19 protein-coding genes are annotated in these 20,058 nt (G+C 66.8%); 3 read left to right on the plus strand and 16 right to left on the minus strand.

The genetic code is table 11. The features are described 5' to 3' along the window. Positions 1-2: 2 nt before the first annotated feature. Genes PRtIB026_RS04950 through PRtIB026_RS05005 form a run of 12 tightly spaced genes read right to left on the minus strand, consistent with a single transcriptional unit; the run spans position 3 to position 10,829 of the window. Positions 3-2,318 (minus strand): MMPL family transporter, encoded by a 2,316-nt coding sequence (locus PRtIB026_RS04950; protein WP_203648456.1) that lies wholly within the window; start codon positions 2,316-2,318, stop codon positions 3-5. Further along, positions 2,308-2,997 carry an outer membrane lipoprotein carrier protein LolA gene (locus PRtIB026_RS04955; protein WP_244670940.1) on the minus strand — a complete coding sequence of 230 codons (690 nt, stop codon included), beginning with the start codon at positions 2,995-2,997 and terminating at the stop codon, positions 2,308-2,310. The genes PRtIB026_RS04950 and PRtIB026_RS04955 overlap by 11 nt, the downstream gene beginning before the upstream one ends. Next, positions 2,994-3,419 carry an acyl-CoA thioesterase gene (locus tag PRtIB026_RS04960; protein WP_186711988.1) on the minus strand — a complete coding sequence of 142 codons (426 nt, stop codon included), beginning with the start codon at positions 3,417-3,419 and terminating at the stop codon, positions 2,994-2,996. Before PRtIB026_RS04960 ends, PRtIB026_RS04955 begins: the two co-directional genes overlap by 4 nt. Next, positions 3,412-4,956 (minus strand): HAL/PAL/TAL family ammonia-lyase, encoded by a 1,545-nt coding sequence (locus PRtIB026_RS04965; protein ID WP_203648446.1) that lies wholly within the window; start codon positions 4,954-4,956, stop codon positions 3,412-3,414. The genes PRtIB026_RS04960 and PRtIB026_RS04965 overlap by 8 nt, the downstream gene beginning before the upstream one ends. Further along, positions 4,937-5,875 (minus strand): glycosyl transferase, encoded by a 939-nt coding sequence (locus PRtIB026_RS04970; RefSeq protein ID WP_203648443.1) that lies wholly within the window; start codon positions 5,873-5,875, stop codon positions 4,937-4,939. The genes PRtIB026_RS04965 and PRtIB026_RS04970 overlap by 20 nt, the downstream gene beginning before the upstream one ends. Next, positions 5,872-6,606, minus strand: a complete 735-nt coding sequence (locus PRtIB026_RS04975; protein WP_203648440.1) for a glycosyltransferase family 2 protein — start codon at positions 6,604-6,606, stop codon at positions 5,872-5,874. The genes PRtIB026_RS04970 and PRtIB026_RS04975 overlap by 4 nt, the downstream gene beginning before the upstream one ends. Continuing rightward, positions 6,599-8,269, minus strand: a complete 1,671-nt coding sequence (locus PRtIB026_RS04980) for an AMP-binding protein (protein ID WP_203648438.1) — start codon at positions 8,267-8,269, stop codon at positions 6,599-6,601. The genes PRtIB026_RS04975 and PRtIB026_RS04980 overlap by 8 nt, the downstream gene beginning before the upstream one ends. Next, a complete protein-coding gene (locus PRtIB026_RS04985; protein ID WP_203648436.1) occupies positions 8,266-8,811 on the minus strand; it encodes a hypothetical protein in 546 nt (181 codons plus the stop codon). Before PRtIB026_RS04985 ends, PRtIB026_RS04980 begins: the two co-directional genes overlap by 4 nt. Further along, on the minus strand, positions 8,808-9,062 hold the full coding sequence (locus PRtIB026_RS04990) for an acyl carrier protein (protein ID WP_203648434.1): 255 nt from the start codon (positions 9,060-9,062) through the stop codon (positions 8,808-8,810). The genes PRtIB026_RS04985 and PRtIB026_RS04990 overlap by 4 nt, the downstream gene beginning before the upstream one ends. A gap of 9 nt (positions 9,063-9,071) precedes the next feature. Beyond that, positions 9,072-9,344: a phosphopantetheine-binding protein gene (locus PRtIB026_RS04995; protein WP_186711983.1), complete on the minus strand. Its 273-nt coding sequence runs from the start codon at positions 9,342-9,344 to the stop codon at positions 9,072-9,074. Beyond that, entirely contained in the window at positions 9,313-10,131 is an 819-nt protein-coding gene (locus tag PRtIB026_RS05000; RefSeq protein WP_203648432.1) for a lysophospholipid acyltransferase family protein, read from the minus strand. The genes PRtIB026_RS04995 and PRtIB026_RS05000 overlap by 32 nt, the downstream gene beginning before the upstream one ends. Continuing rightward, complete coding sequence (locus PRtIB026_RS05005) at positions 10,107-10,829, minus strand: beta-ketoacyl synthase chain length factor (RefSeq protein WP_244670939.1); 723 nt, start codon at positions 10,827-10,829, stop codon at positions 10,107-10,109. The genes PRtIB026_RS05000 and PRtIB026_RS05005 overlap by 25 nt, the downstream gene beginning before the upstream one ends. A gap of 317 nt (positions 10,830-11,146) precedes the next feature. Here PRtIB026_RS05005 and PRtIB026_RS05010 point away from each other — a divergent pair, with 317 nt between their 5' ends. From PRtIB026_RS05010 to PRtIB026_RS05020, 3 genes are all read left to right on the plus strand, one after another. After that, entirely contained in the window at positions 11,147-11,920 is a 774-nt protein-coding gene (locus tag PRtIB026_RS05010; RefSeq protein ID WP_203648430.1) for a ParA family protein, read from the plus strand. A gap of 62 nt (positions 11,921-11,982) precedes the next feature. Further along, on the plus strand, positions 11,983-12,291 hold the full coding sequence (locus PRtIB026_RS05015; RefSeq protein ID WP_050707314.1) for a type II toxin-antitoxin system HigB family toxin: 309 nt from the start codon (positions 11,983-11,985) through the stop codon (positions 12,289-12,291). Next, positions 12,281-12,637, plus strand: coding sequence for a helix-turn-helix domain-containing protein (locus PRtIB026_RS05020; RefSeq protein WP_110735277.1), 357 nt, complete (start codon positions 12,281-12,283; stop codon positions 12,635-12,637). The genes PRtIB026_RS05015 and PRtIB026_RS05020 overlap by 11 nt, the downstream gene beginning before the upstream one ends. Positions 12,638-12,643: 6 nt before the next feature. Here the strand turns inward: PRtIB026_RS05020 and trxC are convergent, their stop codons facing one another. From trxC to PRtIB026_RS05040, 4 genes are all read right to left on the minus strand, one after another. Continuing rightward, positions 12,644-13,078, minus strand: coding sequence for a thioredoxin TrxC (gene trxC, locus PRtIB026_RS05025; RefSeq protein WP_203648428.1), 435 nt, complete (start codon positions 13,076-13,078; stop codon positions 12,644-12,646). A gap of 129 nt (positions 13,079-13,207) precedes the next feature. Continuing rightward, positions 13,208-14,668, minus strand: coding sequence for a protein adenylyltransferase SelO (selO, locus tag PRtIB026_RS05030; RefSeq protein WP_203648426.1), 1,461 nt, complete (start codon positions 14,666-14,668; stop codon positions 13,208-13,210). A gap of 162 nt (positions 14,669-14,830) precedes the next feature. Beyond that, the gene (mscK, locus tag PRtIB026_RS05035) at positions 14,831-18,136 is read right to left on the minus strand and encodes a mechanosensitive channel MscK (protein ID WP_203648424.1); all 3,306 of its coding nucleotides are present in this window, start codon (positions 18,134-18,136) and stop codon (positions 14,831-14,833) included. Positions 18,137-18,171: 35 nt separating this feature from the next. Continuing rightward, on the minus strand, positions 18,172-19,914 hold the full coding sequence (locus tag PRtIB026_RS05040) for a potassium/proton antiporter (protein WP_110735265.1): 1,743 nt from the start codon (positions 19,912-19,914) through the stop codon (positions 18,172-18,174). Positions 19,915-20,058 lie beyond the last annotated feature (144 nt).

Raw genomic sequence — 20,058 nt, forward strand, 5'->3', positions numbered from 1 at the left:
GATCAGCTGTGCGCTCCTTGGCGCGGCGCGGCCCAGGGGGCCAGGATGAAGCTCATTGCCAGGCCCAGGCTCACCGCCAGGCCGAAATTGCTCACCGCCGGGGTGCTAGACAGCGCCAGCAGGCCGAACGACAGCCAGGTGGTCAGCGCCGCCAGCAGGGTGCCCAGCAGGCTCACCGCCTCACCGCCGACGCGCTCGTGCATGAGGATCGCGTAATCGACGCCGATGGCAGTCACCAGCAGCAGGCCGAACAGGCTGAACAGCGTCAGCGGCTGCCCGAGCCAGCCCAGCAGGGCCAGGCTGCACAGCGCGGCGAGCAGCGGCAGGGCGACGATGCGCAAGGCACCGCGCAGGCCGAACGGCAGCACCAGCAACACCAGGATCAACACGCACGACAGCAGCTTGAGCTCGGCGGCGCTGACCTGGGTGGCGGCAAACAGTTGGTTCAGCTCACCCAGCCGGTCCACCAGCTGCACGCCAGGCAGACCCTCGGACTGCAGGCGCAGCAAGGCGGTGTCGTTCAGCCCCTGAAGGCTGACGATGGCGGCCACGCCCTGGTCCACCTGGCCCAGCCACAAGGGGCGCCAGGCTTCGCCCAGGGGGCCGGCGAGGACATCGTCGATGGACTGGATAGGCAACTGGTGCAATTGCTTGAGTTCGGCCAGCAGCGCGGTTTCCGGCACGCCCTGGGCCTGCAGCGGTTGCCAGTGTCCGGGCAGGCGATCCAGCGCCTGCAGCGTGCGCGTCTGCTCGGCGGGGCTGGCGACCAGCCGATCGAGGGACATGTAACCCTTGAGCTTGCCCAGGTCGACCAGCTCGTCGAGTTTTTCCGACAGCGCCGCCAGGCGTTCCAGCAATTGCTGTGGGTCGGCGCCACGTACCAGGTAGAACTGGCTGGTGGGCTGGTAGCCGGTGATGCGTGCCACCGCTTGGGCTTCCTCCAGCAGTTGCGGCGGGCTGCCGACCCACTGGCGCACGTCGTTGCGGCTGTCCAGGCGCCACAGCCCGGCGGCGCAGAACAGCACCAGCAGGGCCAGCAGCGCAGCGCTGGGGACTCGGCGCAGCAGGCCGGCGCGCAGTTCGGTCAGCCATTGCGCGACGCGCAGTGGCCACTGGGCCGGGCGCAGCTCGACACCGCCGAGCAACGCCGGCAGCAGGCACACGGCGCTGAGATAGGCGCCGACCAGGCCGGCGGCCGAGAACGCGGCGATCTGGGTCAGCGCGGGGAACGGCGTGAAGGCCAGGGCCAGGTAGCCGATGCAACTGGTCGCCAGGCTCAGGCTCAGCCCCGGCAGGGTCAGGCGCACGGCCGGCCAGCTGCGCCAGGGGTGCAGGCTCCAGCTCTTGGACAGGTAGTGCAGCGGGTAGTCGACGGCCACGCCGATCAGGCTGGAGCCGAGCACCAACGTCATCACGTGCATCTGCCCGAACAACGCCACGCACACCACCGAGCCGAACAGCATGCCGACCAGCACCGGCACGAAGGCCAGCAGCACGCGCCAGCGGCGGAAGGCCAGCAGCAACAGCAGCAGGATGCCGACAGTGGCGCCGCCGCCGACCCAGGTGATCTCGCGGCTGGCCTGTTGCTGGCCGGCCGCGGCATGCAGCAGGCCGCTGGCCGCCAGCAGTCGGGCACCTTGCTGGCCGGCTTCGTCGCGGGCGCGGGCCAGCAGGTCGGCCACCTGCAAGGGCAGGTGCATGTCGAAGGCATTGCCCAGGGTGCGGGCGCGCAGCAGCACCCATTGTTGGCCGTCGGCTTCGGCCACCAGCGCGCCGCTGGCGGTGTCCAGTTGCACGTTGACCGGCTTGGGCTGGCTCTGCTGGATGCGGCCGCTCAATCCGAGCCAGTCATCCTGGCTGGCCACCAGGCTGAAGCCGGCGAAGGGGTCGAACAGGCTTTGCAGGCGTTGCTCGACAAAGGTGTCGGGCTGCTCGGCCAGCAATTGCCGGTCGTGGGTCGAGAGCATGGCCACGCGGCCCTGCAGCAACTGGCTGCGTAGCGCTTGCAGGTCGGTCTGCAGGCTCCATTGCACCTTCTCGAACAGGCCGCTGGCCTGCCATTGACCGGCCAGGCGTTGGGCCAGGGCGACGGCCTGCTCGCGCTGGGAATGGCCGACCAGCACCAGCAGCTCGCGGTTGAGCGGCTCCTGCATGCGTTGCTCGGCTTGCTTGACCAGTGGGTCCTGGGTGGCGCCGGGCACCAGGGTCATCAGGTCGGCCGACAGCGGCGCACCGCGATGCCATTGCCAGCCGGCCACGGCAAGCATGATCAGCAGCAGGCCCGCGAACAGGCGCGGCAGCAGGCGTTCAGTCGGCAAAATCGCTGCGCTCCGCGTCGCTGAGGGCGCTGGCACCACGGCTTTCGGGCATGCGCAGCACGGTGCTGTCGCCCTGGGTTTCGCTCAGTTCGATGCGCTCGACATAGCGACCGCCGGCGATGTCGATGCGGGTGAAGATTTGCTTGAGCAGCAGCGAGCGTGGGGTCAGGCGCAATTGCCAGTGCGCGGCGTCGCCTGAAAGCGCCAGTTCGAAATCGCGTTGCAGGCCGCTGCTGTCGCCTTGCAGCACGGCGAAGAACAGGCGGTTCTGCTCGGCGCCGGCACTGCGTGCGGGTAACGTTTGCCAGCCACTCGGGTCGCGGCGGGCGATGCCCTTTGCGTCGATGCGGTAGTCCTGACTCAGCGGGGTCTGTAGCAGCCAGAGCAGACCGTGGTCGCGGGCCAGGACGAAGCGGCCCTTGCTGGTCAGTGGCTGGGGCAGGGCGCGCAGGTGTTTTTCCTGGATGAACGGGCCGCTGACCACGGCAGGTTCGCTGAGCTGCTTTTGCAGGTCGTCGAGGGTGAAGGCCAGGGTCAGGGGGCTGATGAACAGCAGCAACAGGGCGAGCAGTGTCGGGACCTTCGCGGGTAAACCCGCTCCCACAGGTTTCGCGGTGCCTGTGGGAGCGGGTTTACCCGCGAAGAGGCCGGCAATGCCAGTGCACAGCGCGGCGCTCATGGCAGCACCTTGGCAACGGCATCGAGCATCGCCTGGGGCGAGGCCAGTTGCATTTCGCCGCTTTCGATGTGCACCGCCACCTGCACGGTGCTGGCGCGGGTCATGCGTTCGCCGCTGGCGGCGTCGCTGATCAGGTAGTGGATCTTCAGACGGTTTTCCCATTCCACCAGGCTGGCGCGCACGGTCAGGCGCTGGCCAAAGGTGGCGCCGCGGATGTAGCGCAGCTGCAGGTCGATCACCGGCCACGCATAGCCGCTGGCCTGCATGCGCAGGTAGTCGTGCTCCAGGCGGTCGAGCAGCGCGCAGCGGGCGACTTCCAGGTACTTGACGTAGTGGCCGTGCCAGACGATGTGCATGCTGTCGACGTCGAAGAATGGCACGACGATCTCGCTGTCGACGTGGAACACCCCGGGATTACGCATGCAGCCTCCAGTGGCGCTGGCCGATACGGGCCAGGCACAGGCGCAGGTCTTGCTCCAGGGCGCGGTCCTCGATGACCGGGGCGAAGTCCTCCAGCAAGGCCGCGTGCATCTGCGCCAGGGCCGGCGGCAGGGCGTGCGCGGCGGCCAGGCGCTGGCGCAGCCAGACCCCCTGGTTGGCGGCCAGCAGGGTGGCGGCGGCGACCTGTTCGGTCAGTTCCAGCACGCGCAGGGCGTCGCGGGCGGCGATGGTGCCCATGCTTACCTTGTCCTGGTTGTGGCACTCGGTGGAACGGGAGAACACGCTGGCCGGCATGGTCTGCTTGAGCGCCTCGGCGGTCCAGGCGCTGGCGCCGATCTGCACGGCCTTGAAACCGTGGTTGAGCATGGCGCGCTCGGCCTCGGCGCCCGAGAGATTGCTCGGCAGGCCGTGGTTGTAGCGCACGTCCACCAGCAGCGCGAGCTGGCGGTCGAGCAGATCGGCGACGTTGGCCACCAGGGTCTTCAGGCTGTCCATGGCGAAGGCGATGTGCCCGCCATAGAAGTGCCCGCCGTGCAGCACGCGCTCGGCATCACCGTCGATGATCGGGTTGTCGTTGGCGCTGTTGAGTTCGGTTTCGATGAAACCGCGCAGCCAGCCCAGGCTGTCGGCCAGCACGCCCAGCACATGGGGCGCGCAGCGCAGCGAGTAGCGGTCCTGCAGGCGATGCAGCGGTGGCAGCGGGGCCTCGATGGCCAGGTCCTGGCGCAGCCAGGCGGCGACCTGGGTCTGCCCCGGGTGTGGCTTGGCGGCGAACAGGCGCTCGTCGAAGTGCTCGGGGTTGCCCTGCAGGGCGACGACATTGAGCGCGGTGATGCGCGTGGCCAGCTTGAGCAGGTAATCGGCACGGGCGAAGGCCAGGCAAGCCAGGCCGGTCATCACCGCGGTACCGTTCATCAGCGCCAGCGCTTCCTTGGGGCGCAGCACCAGCGGTTGCCAGCCGAGTTCGCGGTGCACGTCGGCGCTGCTGCGGCGCTCGCCCTGGTACATGACTTCGCGCTCGCCCGACAGGGCTGCGGCCACGTAGGACAGCGGTGTCAGGTCGCCGCTGGCGCCGACCGAACCTTCTTCGGGGATCAGTGGCAGGATGTCATGCTCGATGAACGCCTGCAGGCGCTCCAGCAGCTCCAGGCGCACGCCGGACACGCCATGGCTCAGCGAGCGCAGGCGCGCCGCCAGCACGGCGCGGGTCGCCGGCGCGTCGAGCAGCCGGCCCAGGCCGCAGCCGTGGAAGGTGTAGAGGTGGCGGGGCAGGGCCTCGACGTGCTCCAGCGGCACGGCCACCACGCAGGAGTCGCCGTAGCCGGTGGTCACGCCGTAGATCACCCCTTCCTTGTCCAGCAAGGTGTCGAGGAAGCGCGCGCCACGGGCAATGCGCTCGCGGTAGGTGGCGTCAGCCTGCAGGCGCGACGGCGCGCGGCGCTCGGCCAGGGCCAGGACGTCTTCGATCGCCAGCGGCGCTGCGCCGAAGGTTACAGGCTCATGCGGATGCATCGTCATCGGTCTTCCAGAAGGGGTAGAAATTGAACCATTGCAGCGGTGCCTGGGCGCAGTAGTGGCCCAGGCGTTCGGCGTAGCGGGCGGCCCATTCGGCGATCACCGCGTCGCGTTGGCCACGGCGCCATTGCAGGCGCTCGACGAACGGCTCGAGGGTGACCTGGTAGCGGCCCTGAAGCTTGAGGCAGAACAGCAGGTTGAGCGGGCAGCCGAGCAGCCCGGCCAGCAGCCACGGCCCCTGGGGGAAGGCCGCTGGGTGGCCGAGGAAATCCACTTCTACGGTGCGACCGCCATGCAGCGGCACGCGGTCGCCGGCGATCGCCAGCCACTCGCCGCGCTCCAGACGCTCCGACAGCTGTAGCATCACCGCCGGGTCCAGCTCGCTGACCTGGATCAGCCGCAGGTGGCTGGCGCCGGCTTCACCCAGCAGGCGGTTGAAGTGTTCGGCATGGCGGGTATGCACCAGCACGTTCATGGTCACTTTTTCGCCGATCTCGGCCAGGGCCCGGCATACTTCCAGGTTGCCCAGGTGTGCGCCCACCAGCATTTGCCCGCGTTCGCCGCGCAACTGCTGGCGCAGGTTGGCCGGGTCGACGATGTCGATCTGCGACAGGGCCAGTCGGCCATTCCATACGTCGAGCTTGTCCAGCAGGGCTTCGGCAAATGACATGAACTGGCGGAATACGCGCCACTGGCAGGGGGCCTGGACCTGGCCGGCGCTCCAGCGGTGCAAGCGCTGCTGGTACTGCCAGGCGCTGCGCCGGGCGCGGCCGCCGAAGACGAAGAAGTAGGCGACGATCACATGGATCAGCGGGCTGAGCACGCGCCGCCCGAGCAGGCGGGCCAGGGTGGCGGTGAGCTTCATCAGCCAGAAGCTGCCGCGTTCCTGGTGCTCGGCCCAGTGTTGCGGACGCTCGCTCATGCGTGCCACCTGCGCCAGAGGATCAGCGGGGCGCGCACGAGCATGCCGAAGAACAGCTTGGCGTGCATCTTCGAGATCAGTGCGTTGTCGTGGAACAGACGGAAGTGCGACAGGCCGTCCTGGGGGTAGTGGACCTTGGTCGGCAACCAGCGCATCGGCTGGTTGCGCCACGCCAGACGCACCAGGATCTCCGGGTCGAAGTCCATGCGCCGGCCGAGGTTGACGCTGTCGATCAGCGCCAGGGTCGCGGGCAGCGGGTAGACGCGAAAGCCGCACATCGAATCGGGGATGCGCAGCGACAGGCTGTTGATCCACACCCACACGTGGGTCAGGTAGCGGGCATACAGGCGGCCCTTGGGCACGCTGGCATCGTACTGTGGATAACCGCACACCAGCGCCTGTGGATAAGCCTGCGACTGGTTCAGGAAGTGGCTGACATCGGCCAGGTCGTGCTGGCCGTCGGCATCCACCTGCAGGGCGTGGCTGAAGCCCAGCCGCGCGGCTTCGCGCAGGCCGGCCATCACCGCGCCGCCCTTGCCCTGGTTGACCGCCAGGGTGACCAGGTGAACGTCGTCGCGCTCGGCCAGCTGGCCCAGTACCCGGGCGCAGGCCGCGTGGCTGGCGTCGTCGACCAGCACGCAAGGCAGGCCGGCGCGCAGCAGGTCGTCGACCACCTTGGGCACCGCCTGTTCGTGGTTGTACACCGGGATTACCGCGCAAGGCTTATGCACAGGCGGCCTCCAGCACGATGCGACCGCTGGAGCAGGGCTGCCCGGCGCAGGCGTAGGCGAAGTACAGCTTGCCGCGGTCGGCATCAAAACGCAGGGTCAACAGCAGCTCGTCGCCGGGGCGCACCAGTTGTTGGAACTTGAGCACTTCCATGCCGGCAAAGCGCTGGGCCAGGTGCAAGTGCGACGTGGCCAGGGCGAGCGCCCAGTCGACCTGGACCACGCCCGGCAGCACGGGCGTCTGCGGGAAGTGACCGGGGAAGCAGGCAAGATCCAGGGGCACCGCCAGGCGCAGGTGCAGCTCTTCGCCTTGTCGACTGTGCTCCAGCACCTCCGGCGCCATGCTGCGCGAGGCCAGCAGCAGCGCCTGCAGATCGGCCTGGGGCAGCTTGCCCTGGGTATTGAGAGGCAACTGGCGCACCAGGCGCCAGCGGCGTGGCAGGGCCAGCGCCTCGCAATGGCCGGCCAGGTGCTGGCGCAGGCCGTCGATCACGGCGCGGCGGCCCTGGTTGCGCAGGGCGTGCAGCCCGGCCGGGGTCAGGGCTACCAGGGCGCCGAGGTAGGCGCGGCCTTCCTCGATCACCCCCAGGCGTGCTTCGGCGACCCAGGCATTGGCGCACAGGGCCTGTTCGAGCATGGGCAGCGAGATGCGTTTCTCTTCGAGCTTGACGATGCGGTCCAGCCGGCCGAGCAGGCGGAAGCGCCCGTCGTCGCTGAACTCGGCGGTGTCGGCGCTCTGTTCGACGTGACCGGCGGGCAGGTAGGGCGAGGCGATGCGCAGGGCGCCCCGTTCATCCTGGCTCAACTGCACGTCGGCAAAGGGTTGCCACAGCGGTTCGCCCTGACGCCAGGCGATACCGCCGGTCTCGGAGCTGCCGAGGATCTCGGTGGGCCATTGTCCCAGGCGTTGTTGCAGGCTTTCGGCGGCGGCTGGCGGCAGTTCACCGCCGGAGGAGAATACCCTGCGCACCGGGCTCAGGGCCGGCCAGTCGAGGTTGTCGCCCATGCGCTTGAGCAGTGCCGGGCTGGCCACCCAGGCGAACGCCGGGTGCTCGCGGCTGGCGCGTTGCAGGTCTTCGGGAAATGGCAGTTGGCGGCGCTCGAAGCCGCGCCCGGCACACAGTGGCCAGAGGACGCGGAACAGCAGGCCGTAGATGTGCTGGGTGGCGACACTGCCGATGATCCAGGCCGTGCCGAGGTCCTTGCCCCAGAGCTGCTCCAGGGCATTGACCTCGTTGGCCAGCTGGCGCAGCTGCTTGTCGATGCGCTTGGGCTCACCGCTGGAGCCGGAGGTGCACAGGCTGACGCGGCAGGTGTCGAGGTCGAGGTCGGCAGGCGCGAGGGCCTCATCCAGCAGGTCGTCTAGCTGCTCGTCGGTGGTCAGCCACAGGTCGACCTGGGCCTGCCAGCGCTCACGGGTGGCGGGTTGCAGGTCGGCGGGCAGCAGCACCTCGGCGCCAGCGCGCCAGGCGCCGAGCAGGGCGATGGCCAGCGACGCGGCGTCTTCCAGGTGCACGGCCAGGCGGCGGATCCCGCGCTCACGCAGGCCGCCGGCCAGGCGCAGGGCCTGCAGGCTGAGCTGGGCGTGGTCCAGGGATGGTGCGTGGGTCACCTGGCGCGGGGCGTCCAGCGGGCGCAGCAGGTGTTCGAGGTTGATCCAGTTCATGAGCGTCCTCGCACACGTTGTCTTATCAGCCATTCGACGGCGAACAGCAGGCCCATCGCGGCATAGGCGATCAGCCCGTTGTACAGGGTCCACCAGGCCAGCGGCGCCCACAGGGTCAGGCCCGCGGCGACCAGTCCATTGGCCAGGAAGAACAGGCACCACACCTGCGTCACCCGCCGCGTGTAGCGCACCGCATGGGGCGGCAGATCGGGCTCGCGCAGGCGCGCCAGGCGTTCGGCCACCGGCATGCCGCGCAGCAGGCTGGCGCCGAACAGGGCCAGCATGAAGGCGCTGATCAGCACCGGGTACCAGCGCAGCAGATGCGGACTGTCGGACAGCCCCAGCAGGGCGCAGAACGCCAGCGCCGCCAGCGCCATCCACAGGCTGCCTGGGCGGCGCGGCGTGCTCAGGGCACGGGCCAGCCACAGGCCGCCGAGCAGCAGGCCGAATTGCCAGGGGGCGAAATGGGCCATGCCGAAGTGCACCGCGAAGGGGTACAGCAGCCCGGCCAGCAGCAGGCCGAGGCCGATCAGGCGTTTCATGCCGCCGGGTTGACCAGGCGGTGCACCGCCTCGACCACGTCACCCACGGTGCGTACCGACTTGAAGTCGTCGGCGGCGATCTTCTTGCCGGTCTGGCGCTTGATGTGGTCGATCAGGTCGACGGCGTCGATGCTGTCGATTTCCAGGTCCTGGTACAGGTTGGACTCCAGGGAAATGCTGGCCGGTTGCAGTTCGAACAGCTCGACCAGGGCGTCGCGCAGGATGTTGAAGATGTCTTCACGGGTTTGCATGGTGCGGTCTCAGGCTGCCTGACGAGCGGTGACGAACGCCGCGAGGGTGGCGACGTTGCTGAAATGGTTGCGGGTGTCCTTGGCGTCGGCGTCGATCTTGATGCCGTAGCGCTTCTGGATCGCCAGGCCGAGCTCGAGGGCGTCCACCGAGTCCAGGCCCAGACCTTCGCCGAACAGGGTCTGCTGGTCGTCGATGTCCTGCACGCTGATGTCTTCCAGGCCCAGGGCGTCGATGATCAGTTGCTTGAGGTCACGGTTCAGGTCTTGCTGTGGATCGCTCATCGGCGGCGAGCTCCTTTGTATAGTGCTGGTGCAGGAAATCGTTGAGTCGGCGCGACGCGATCGGCGCCGGGCCCATGGCGGCGAAGGCCTGGAGGTCGATGTCGGCGCCGACGCTGAGGCAGAAGTGCACACGGCGCCAGGGAATGCGGTACCAGGGCTCGTTCTTGGTCAGGGTGGTGGGGCTGACCCGGATGGTCACGGGTGTGATGATCTTCGCACCCCGCAGGGCGATGGCCGCGGCGCCGCGATGAAAGGCGGGGACATGGCCGGGCGCGGTGCGCGTGCCTTCGGGGAAGATGATCAGCGGCTGGCCTTGCTGCAAGGCGGCGACGGCGCTGTCGAGCATGTCCATGCTGCCGTCGTTGCCGATGTACTGGGCCTCGCGCACCGGGCCGCGGGTGAACGGGTTGGCGAACAGGCTGTGCTTGACCACGCAGTTGGCCTGGCGCACCAGGCCGATGAGGAACACCACGTCGATCAGCGAGGGGTGGTTGGCAATGATCATCTGCCCGGGGCTGCCCAGGCGTTCGGCACCCTTGATCTCATAGGTGAGCACGCCGGTCACCTGCATGAAGCGGATGAAGCGCCAGAACAGCCAGCCGATGGTGCGCCGGGCGCGCTGGCGGTGGCGCGTGGCGTCACCCGGCAGGCAGGCGAGCAGGGGGAACACCAGCAGACGCAGGCACAGACCACCCAGGCCGAACAGGCCAAAGCTCAGGGCGGTTGCCAGCAGGCGCCACAGGTAGGCGTCCCGGGGGCGCTCTATGGCTGTCGTTGCCAGTTCCATGTGCGGCGGTTCCAGGTATGGGAAAGGGTTCGGGCACCACCCAGCGTGGCTTGCAGCCAGCTCAAGGCGTGGGGCAGCGAGGGGCGGGGAGCATCGGGTGATGAGGGGTGGCCTAGTGCCAGCTGCCATTGTCGCCCAGGCGTGAGGCGCAATGCCAGCGCGTAGCCAAACGGCACGTCGTCGATCCAGGGGCCGTAGACCGACGGCGGTTGTTCCTCGGCGATGATCAGTAGCACCGCCGGCGCCCCTTCGCGCAGCAAGGCCGCGGCTTCCAGCAGGCCTTGCTCGAAACCGTCGCCGGCCGCGGCCAGGGCGGTCATCTCGCACGTCTCGCCGCGCAGGATCGACCACAGGCCGATCACGGCATTGTGCACCGAGAGGCTGAACTGGGTGGGCGAGAGCGGCTGCTGTGCGGCCAGGTCGCTGAGGATCGACAAGGTACGCGGCGTTTCGCCGTGGCGCGAGACAAACACCAGTGGCATCGGTTCGCAATCCTCGGCCAGTGGCCAGCCCACGGCGAACGCCATGCGTGCGAGCGGGCTCAGGCGGCGGCGTTGCATGGCGGGCAGGAACGAGACGTCCGGCACCTGCTCCACGGCGCATGGGTGCAGGTCATGGTCGGCCCAGGACTGCCAGTCGTCGGGCGTCTGCAGGCCGGGCGCCCAAGCGCGCCATTGGCTGATATCAAAGGTGATCACGGTGCTTGTTACTTCCCGCCCTGTGGGACTTCCTTGCCTTGGGGATGACTCGGAACACAGACCTTGCAGGGTGGCGCTTTGCCGAGTGGCGCGCATTATCCCGGTGACGGAGGTGTGTAGCAATTAGTCGTTACATTCCTGTCAGTCAGACATTGCATTTGCGCAGAAGTATCGAATCGAATCTGCTGCGTAAGGGTTTTCCGACGGCTGGTCAGTGACAGGTTGTCGGTCGCTGGCCGCCCAACTTGAGTGAAGTGCTGGCCATAAGCGGTGCGGCGCCACATACTCGGGCATTCGTTGATACACGGAGGTCTGTCATGCGGCGCGTGGTGTTCAATCAGAAAGGTGGCGTGGGCAAGTCGAGCATTGCCTGCAATCTTGCGGCGGTCAGTGCCAGCGAAGGCTATCGGACCCTGCTGATCGACCTGGATGCCCAGGCCAACTCGACCCAGTACCTCACCGGCCTGACCGGCGACGACATTCCCATGGGCATCGCCGACTTCTTCAAGCAGTCGCTGTCCAGCGGGCCGTTCGCCAAGAAGAACAAGGTCGACATCTACGAAACCCCCTTCGACAACCTCCACGTGGTGACCGCCACCTCGGAGCTGGCCGACCTGCAGCCCAAGCTTGAGGCCAAGCACAAGATCAACAAGCTGCGCAAACTGCTCGACGAGCTGGACGAAGACTACGAGCGGATCTACATCGATACGCCGCCAGCGTTGAACTTCTACGCGGTTTCCGCGCTGATCGCTGCCGATCGCGTGCTGATCCCCTTCGACTGCGACAGCTTCTCGCGCCAGGCGCTGTACGGCCTGCTGGCTGAGATCGACGAACTCAAGGAAGACCACAACGACGAGCTGATGGTCGAGGGCATCGTGGTCAACCAGTTCCAGTCACGGGCCAGCCTGCCCCAGCAGATGCTCGACGAGCTGCTCGCTGAAGGCCTGCCGGTGCTGCCGGTGTACCTGGGCAGTTCGGTGAAGATGCGCGAATCCCACCATGCCAGCCTGCCGCTGATCCACCTGGAGCCACGGCACAAACTGACCCAGCAGTTCGTCGAGTTGCATGATCTGCTGGAGCGCAGCGCCTAGACGGTACTTGCGAGCAGTACCGATCCTGACTAAAATCTCCCAAAACGGGAGATTGCGCCGGGATGCGTATTATTGCAAAGCGATCGTTGGTCCGGTTCTGGGAGCTGCCCGGGCATGAGGATGCCAAGGCGCCCCTGGAAAGCTGGCATGACCTGGTGCTCAAGGCCGATTGGTGTTCTCCACAGGACGTGAAGGCGCAGATCGGCAATGCCAGCATCTGCGCGAACAATCGTGTGGTGTTCAACATCGGCGGCAACAAGTATCGGCTCGTGGTGGAAATGCAGTATCGGGCAGGTATTGCCTGGGTGAAATTCGTCGGAACGCACAAGCGCTATGACGAGATCGACGTGGAGACGATCAATGAATATTAAGCCCATTCGCAGTGATGATGACCTGCAGGCCGCCTTCAAGCGGCTGGAAGCCATTTTCCAGGCCGAAGCCGGGACGCCGGAGGCGGATGAAATGGAAGTGCTTGTGACATTGATCGAAGTTTATGAGAACAAGCACTATCCGATTCATTCAGCGGGCCCGATCGAGGCGATCAAGTTCTGCATGGACCAGCAAGGGCTGACGCCGCGTGATCTTGAACGCTATATCGGTCCGAGCGGTCGCGTTTCCGAAGTATTGAACGGCAAGCGAGGCTTGAGCCTCTCGATGATCAAGCGCTTGCATGATGGTCTGAGGATTCCCTATGAGTCCCTTCTGGCCAGTGTGTGAGCGTATCTAGACTCCTTGGCTGCGTAGCCACTCCAGCAACGACTGCAGCGGAAACGCCCCAGCCTGGCGCGCCACTTCACGGCCATTCCTGAACAGGATCAAGCTGGGGATCGAGCGGATACCGAGCTGGCCGGCGAGGTTACGGTTGGCCTCGCTGTCGAGCTTGGCCAGGCGGCAGCGGCCGGCGAGCTGGCGCGCGGCCTGTTCGAACACCGGGGCGAAACTCTTGCAGGGGCCGCACCAGTCGGCCCAGACATCCAGCAGCAACGGCAGGTCGCCCTTGATCTGGGCGGCGTAGGTGCTCTCGTTCAGGTCGAAGGGCTGAGCGAGCAGCACGTCCTGCTTGCAGCGGCCGCATTTGGGGCTGTCGCCCAGGCGCTCGGCGGGTAGGCGGTTGAGGCCGTTGCAGTGGGGGCAGGGGATTACCAGGGGTTCGGACATTTTATCTCCTTGATATTGCTGGGGCTGCTGTGCAGCCCTTTCGCGGCACAAGGCCGCTCCTACAGTGGTATGCGTTTTCCTGTAGGAGCGGCCTTGTGCCGCGAAAGGGCCGCGCAGCGGCCCCGGGGTTCATGACGAGCAACTGATCTCCAGGTGCTTGCCCCACTCCGGCGGACGCTCGGCATAGGCCTGCATCCCGGGTTGCTCCTCAAACGGCTTGCCCAGTACCTGGTGCAGCCGCCGCACTTCACTGTAGTCGCCCGCCTCGGCGGCTTCGATGGCCTTCTGCGCCAGGTAGTTGCGCAGCACGTACAGCGGGTTGACCGCATGCATGCGCTCACACCGCCCTTCAGCGTTGCCCGGCTCGCGTTCGCAGCGCGCCTGGTACTCGATGCCCCAGGCGTCGAAGCCGGCCAGGTCGATGAAGTCATCCCGCAGCACCTGCAGGGCCTCGGCCACGGGCTGCTCGCCCAGACGGCGGAAGAACAGGGTGTAATCCACGCCACCCCGCTGCATGCACTGCAGCAGTCGTTCGACCAGTGCCATGTCGTCGTCCTCGGCGGTGGTCAGGCCCAGGCGGCGGCGCATCAGGTCCAGGTAGTGCGCCTGGTACAGCGGCAGGAACAGTCCCAGCGCCTCCTTCAGCGGCTCGACCTCGATCACCGTGGTCAGGGCCTGGGCCAGGGCGCTGAGGTTCCAGTGGGCGATCGGCACCTGGTTGGCGTAGCTGTAGCGGCCGCGATCGTCGGAATGGTTGCAGATGAAGTTGGCGTCGAAGTCGTCGAGGAAGGCGTAGGGGCCGAAGTCGAAGGTGATGCCCAGGATCGACATGTTGTCGGTGTTCATCACCCCGTGGCAGAAGCCATAGGCCTGCCAGCGGGCGATCAGTTCGGCGTTGCGCTCGACGATTGTGCGGAACATGGCCAGGTAGGGCTGCTCGGCGTCGCGGCACTCGGGGTAGTGCTGCTCCAGCACATGGTCGATCAGCACCCGCTGTTGTTCCGGTTGCTTGGTGTAGTAGAAGTATTCGAAGTGGCCGAAGCGCACGTGGCTCTGGGCCAGGCGCAGAAGCATGGCGGCGCTCTCGCGGGCTTCGCGCCATACCGGGGTGCTCGAGCCGATCACGCACAATGCGCGGCTGCTGGGAATGCCCAGGGCGTGCAGGGCCTCGGAGGCGAGAAATTCGCGGATCGACGAGCGCAGCACGGCGCGGCCGTCGCCCATGCGCGAATAAGGCGTCTGGCCGGCGCCCTTGAGGTGCAGGTCCCAGTGCTCGCCGGCCTCGTTGAGGACTTCGCCCAGCAGCAGGCCGCGGCCGTCACCCAGGCGCGGGTTGTAGGAGCCGAACTGGTGGCCGGAATACACCATCGCCCGAGGGTCGGCCTCTTCCCAGAGCTTGTGGCCGCTGAACAGCTCGGCGAACACCGGCAGTTTGGCCTGGGCCGGGTCGAGGTCGAGCAGGGCCATGGCCGATTCGCTGGCGACGACCAGGCGTGGATCGGCGATCGGGTCGGGCAGGACCTGGGTGGAAAACGCGTCGCCGAGTTGGGCGAAGCGGTTGTCGAAGGTGAGTTGGTCGAGGGACTTCACGGGGCCTGCTCCTGGATTCGATGCCATTGGGGCCGCTGTGCGGCCCTTCGCGGGTAAACCCGCTCCCACAGGGGTCGCGCTTGCTCCGTGGGAGCGGGTTTACCCGCGAACGAGGGCGAAGCCCTCGCCGGCATTCTGGGCGGTTACCCCTTTGACGTCCACTCAGACGGGAGGCGTGCTGTCCGGCTTGCGCTCCATCGGGATCAACTGCTGCTTGCCACCTTTGGTATCCATCAGGAACACCTCCACCTGGCGCACCGAAATCTTGATGTTGTGCGCCTTGAACTCGCGGTTGATATAGCGGTTCAGTTCGTCCAGCGTCGGGTTGCGGTCACCCAGGTCGCGCACGTGCATGCGCAGTTCGTGGTCCAGCGAGCTTTCGCCGAAGTTGAGGAAGTACACCAGCGGCTCCGGATCCTTGAGCACCCGTGGGTTTTCGTGGGCGCCCTTGAGCAGCAGGTCGCGCACCAGGTCCAGATCCGAGCCGTAGTCGATGCCCAGCTTCAGCGTCACCCGGGTGACCGTGTCGGTCAGCGACCAGTTGATCAACTGGCCGGTGATGAAGGTCTTGTTGGGAACGATGATGTCCTTGCGGTCAAAGTCGGTGATGGTGGTGGCGCGGATGCGGATCTTGCTCACCGTGCCGGACAGGTTGCCGATGGTGATGGTGTCGCCGATGCGCACCGGGCGCTCGAACAGGATCATGATGCCGGAGATGAAGTTGGCGAAGATCTCCTGCATGCCGAAGCCCAGGCCCAGCGACAGTGCCGCCACCAGCCATTGCAGCTTGTCCCAGCTGACCCCGAGGGTGGCCAGGGTGCTGACGATGCCGACGCCGGCAATCACATAGGACAGCAACGTAGTTATCGCGTAGGCGCTGCCCTGGGCCAGGTTCAGGCGCGACAGCACCAGCACTTCGAGCAGGCCCGGCAGGTTGCTGGCCAGGGCCACGGCGATACCGGCGATGACCATGGCGCCGAGCAGGTCGCCGAGGCTGATCGGCACCATGCTGGCCGCCGCGCCGGTGCCGCTGCTGTACTCGTAGAGGGTGATGTTGTTGAGGTAGGCGAACACCGTGATCAGGTCCGCCCATACCCAGTACAGCCCGCCGATGAAGCCGCCGAGCAGGGCCAGGCGGATCAGGCGCAGGGACTGCTGGTTGACCTGCTCGATGTCCAGGGTCGGCTCCTCGACCACCACTTCGCCGTCCAGCCCTTCCTTGGCCGCCTGGCGTTTGCTCAGGGCGCGCTGGTAGGCCAGGCGCCGTGCCGCCACCGACAGGCCGCGCACGAACGCGGCCTCGATCACCAGCCAGAACAGCAGCAGGTAGAGGGTGTAGATCAGCCGGTCGGTGAGCTTGAGGGCGGTGTAGTAGTAGCCGAAGCACACCGCCACGAACAGCGCGATGGGCAGAGCGGTGAAGGCCACCCCGACGGCCTTGCGGAACAGCGAGGTGTTCTGGTGCGCCGGGCTGCTCAGCAGCAGGCGGCTGAGCAGCCAGGCCATCAGGGCGTAGCAGGTCAGCACCACGCCGATGCCCAGCACGTCCTCGGCCAGTGCCGACGGCTGGTGTTCAGCCACCGCCACCACGCCGACCAGGGCCAGCACCACGGTGCCGAGTCGGCGCACCCAGCCGCGCAGGAACTCGACCTGCGGCTTGTGCCAGCGGAAGTGGATCTCGGCCACGCCGCCCGGGGCGAGGATGCGGTAGGCGGTATAGAAAACCAGCCAGGCCTGGGCGATCTGCCACAGGGCGGCGCCGAGGTTGGCGTTCTGCCCGCGGGCGTCGAGCTGCAGGGCGTAGCTGCCCAGGGTCAGGGCCAGGGCCACCGGCAGGGCGAGCAGGATGTTGATCAGGATCGCCTGGGGCGTATGCCACTGGCTGTCGCGCTTGAAGTGGCCGATGTCCTGGTGGACCTTGCCCAGGCGCCGGTACAGCGCCTTGCGCCGCCACAGCAGGGCGCCGATCACCAGGATCAGCGGCAGGAACAGCAGCGGCTGTTGCACCAGGCCGTCAGCCAGTTCCTTGATGCCCGCGCCCCAGGGCAGGCTGGCCACCTGAGTGGTCAGGCGCTCGGGTACTTCACGCAGCCATTGCCAGTCCAGCGGCTTGTTGCTGGGGATCCAGAACATCTGCTCTTCCAGGGTGGTGCGCAGGTTCTGGGCGGTGCTCAACAGTTGCTTCTGGTTCAGTTGCAGGGTGATGCATTCGTTGAGCAGCGCCGACAGCTCGCGGTTCAACCGCTCGAGCAGGTCGCTGCGGGTGATCGCCACTTCCAGCAGGGCCTTGCGCAGTTGCGGGGTGACATCTTCCTCGGGCTGGCTGGCCAGCAGCTTGTCCACATAGGTGGACGGGCTGCTCATCTGTTCGCGTTCCTGGTTGATCTCGAACTGGTAGAGGCGGATATCGGCGATCTGGTCGGCCAGGTTGCGGTCAAGCTTCAGGTGCGGCAGGGCCTGCTTCTGCTTGTAAAGGATCTTCGACAGCAGCAGGCTGCCCTTGAGCACGTTGATCTGTTCGTCCAGGGCCTGGTCGGCCTGGGTGAGGCTGTCGAGCTGCTGCTTGGTACGCAGGTTCTGCTGGGTCACCTCGTTGAGGCGGTCGGTGCTGCGCAGCAGGTAGTCGGACAGCTGCAGGTTGGCGGTGCTCTCGGTGGCCAGCAGGTTGCTGCCGCCGGCCTTCTGCGCCTCGATCGACTGGCGGGTGACGGCCTGTTGCGACTGGGCCAGGCGCTTTTCGTTGATCAGCGTCTGCAGGTCCTGGATTTCCTGCTCCAGGCGGGTGGCGCGCTCGATCAGCAGGTCGTGGCGGGCGTTGCCCAGGTCCTGCAGCACGCTGTTGCCGGCCAGTTCCTGGCGGCGCAGCAGGGTCAGGGCGTTGAGCGAGGCCAGTTCGGCGTTGAGCTGGTTGCGCTGGTCAGCGTTGATCGACTTGCCGTTGTCCTTGCCGCTCTTGAGGCTGTTGTTGATCTGCTGCACGCGCATCTGGTTGCTGCTGATCTCGGCCTGGGCGCGTTCAGGGCGGGTCTGCGAGTTGATGATCAGGCTGTTGGCTTCGGACAGCGCCTTCTGCAGGTCGCCCTGCTGGGTGCTGCGTTCGCTGAGCATCTGTTCGAGCTGCGGCACCGTCAGGCTGGCGTAGCGCTGCGCCACTGGCACGGCGTTGCTGGCCTTGAGCTTGATCAGCTCGCGCTGGCTGTCACGGATCTCCTGGGGAGCATTGGCCAACTGCTGCTTGAGGGCTTCGAGCTTCCTCTCGCTGTCGTCGCGGGCGTTGAGCAGCGCCAGGGTCTGTTCCAGCACCTGTTGCACGGCTTTCTGCTCGGTTTCCGGCAGCTTGCGCTCGGCGATCTTGCTCAGGCTGCTCTGGATGCCCGGGGTGGTCGGGATTTCCACCGCGCCGGCGGCGAACGAGAGGGTCAGGCACAGCCCCAGCAGGGCTGCGCGGCAATGGTCACGCAGGGACATAGGCAGAGTTCTTGTGTTACGCGGCAAATCGGAGTTTAGAGGAACAGCCCGGGGCCGGGGCGGGTACCTTCGGGGAATCTGACGCCCACTTTCTGGATCTTGTTCCCGTCCATGACCGCGACGGTCCAGATCGTGCCGTGCCATTCGATCTGGTCGCCTACTACTGGCGCGCCTCCGACCTTCTGTCGGATGAACTGCGCCAGCGGCATATTTGCGTCCAGACCGTCGAGTTTCAGGCCATAAAGTGCGGCCACCGCACCCAGCTCGGCATCGCCTTCGAGGACGAAGTCGCCGAAGAAACGCAGGTCCAGGCCACGTTGCGGCGCCTGGCTGAACAGCTTGCCCAGCGCCGGCAGGTTATGTTCGTGGCCGATCACGCAGAGCATGTCGCCGACTTCCAGCACGGTACTGCCCGACGGGTGCAGCAGTTGCTCGCCGCGGAACAACGCGGCGATGCGCGTGCCCTCGGGCATCTTCAGCTCGCGCAGGGCGGCGCCGATGCACCATTTCTCGGCACCCAGGCGGTAGACGAACAGCTCCCACTCGCTGGTGACGTGCACCTCGAGCGCGGAGCGGGAAATCGGCGCCGGGTCCGGCGGTACCGTGACCTTCAGCAGCTTGGCCATCCACGGCAGGCTGGTGCCCTGCACCAGCAGCGACACCAGCACGATGAAGAAGGCCAGGTTGAAGAACAGCTGGGCCTGGGGCAGGCCCGCCATCAGCGGGAACACCGCGAGGATGATCGGTACCGCGCCACGCAGGCCGACCCAACTGATGAAGCCCTTCTCGCGGCCATGGAAGGCCTTGAACGGCAGCAGGGCGGCCACCACCGACAGCGGGCGGGCCACCAGGATCATCCACAGCGCCAGGCCCAGGGCGGGCAGGGCGATGGGCAGCAGGTCGTGGGGGGTGACCAGCAGGCCCAGCACCAGGAACATGCCGATCTGCGCCAGCCAGGCCATGCCGTCGAGCATGTGCAGGATGCCGTGGCGGCTGCGGATCGGCCGGTTGCCCAGCACCAGGCCGCACAGGTACACGGCGAGGAAGCCGCTGCCGTGCAGGGCGTTGGTCAGGGAGAACACCACCAGGCCGCCGGCCACCACCAGGATCGGGTACAAGCCGCCGGCCAGGTTGATGCGGTTGACCAGTTGCAGCATCAGCCAGCCGCCACCCAGGCCCATCAGCCCGCCGATGCCGAACTCGCGCAGCAGGTGGGTCAGCAGGCTCCAGTGCAGGCCGGTCTGGCCGCTGGCGATCATGTCGATCAGGGTGACGGTGAGGAACACCGCCATCGGGTCGTTGCTGCCCGACTCGATCTCCAGGGTGGCGGTGACCCGCTCGTTCAGGCCCTTGCCGCCGAGCAGCGAGAACACTGCCGCGGCATCGGTGGAGCCGACGATGGCGCCGATCAGCAGGCCCTGGATCAGGCTCAGGTCGAACAGCCAGGCGGCGACCATGCCGGTCAGGCCGGTGGTGATCAGCACGCCGACCGTGGCCAGCGACAGGGCCGGCCACAGCGCCACGCGGAAGCTCGCCACCCGGGTGCGCAGGCCGCCGTCGAGCAGGATCACGGCGAGCGCCAGGTTGCCCACCAGGTAGGCGGTCGGGTAGTTGTTGAAGATGATGCCGCCACCATCGACCCCGGCGATCATGCCGACCGCGAGGATGATGACGAGAATGGGGATGCCCAGGCGCGATGACAGCGAGCTGACCAGGATACTTGCGCCCACCAGTAAAGCGCCGATCAGGAACAGGCTGTTGATGGTGCTCGCATCCAAAGGCGGTACTCCGGGACATCGCAGAGAAAAGGGACTTGTAGCGTGAACTAGCAGGTCGCGTGCCAATCGATTCTAACCTGATGAATTGGCAGGCTGTAAAGCGTTTCTGCAGATGTAGAAAAGGCACCTCGAGAGGTGCCTTTT

It is taken from the genome of Pseudomonas sp. RtIB026 (genome assembly GCF_016861355.2).
GTDB lineage: Bacteria > Pseudomonadota > Gammaproteobacteria > Pseudomonadales > Pseudomonadaceae > Aquipseudomonas > Aquipseudomonas peradeniyensis.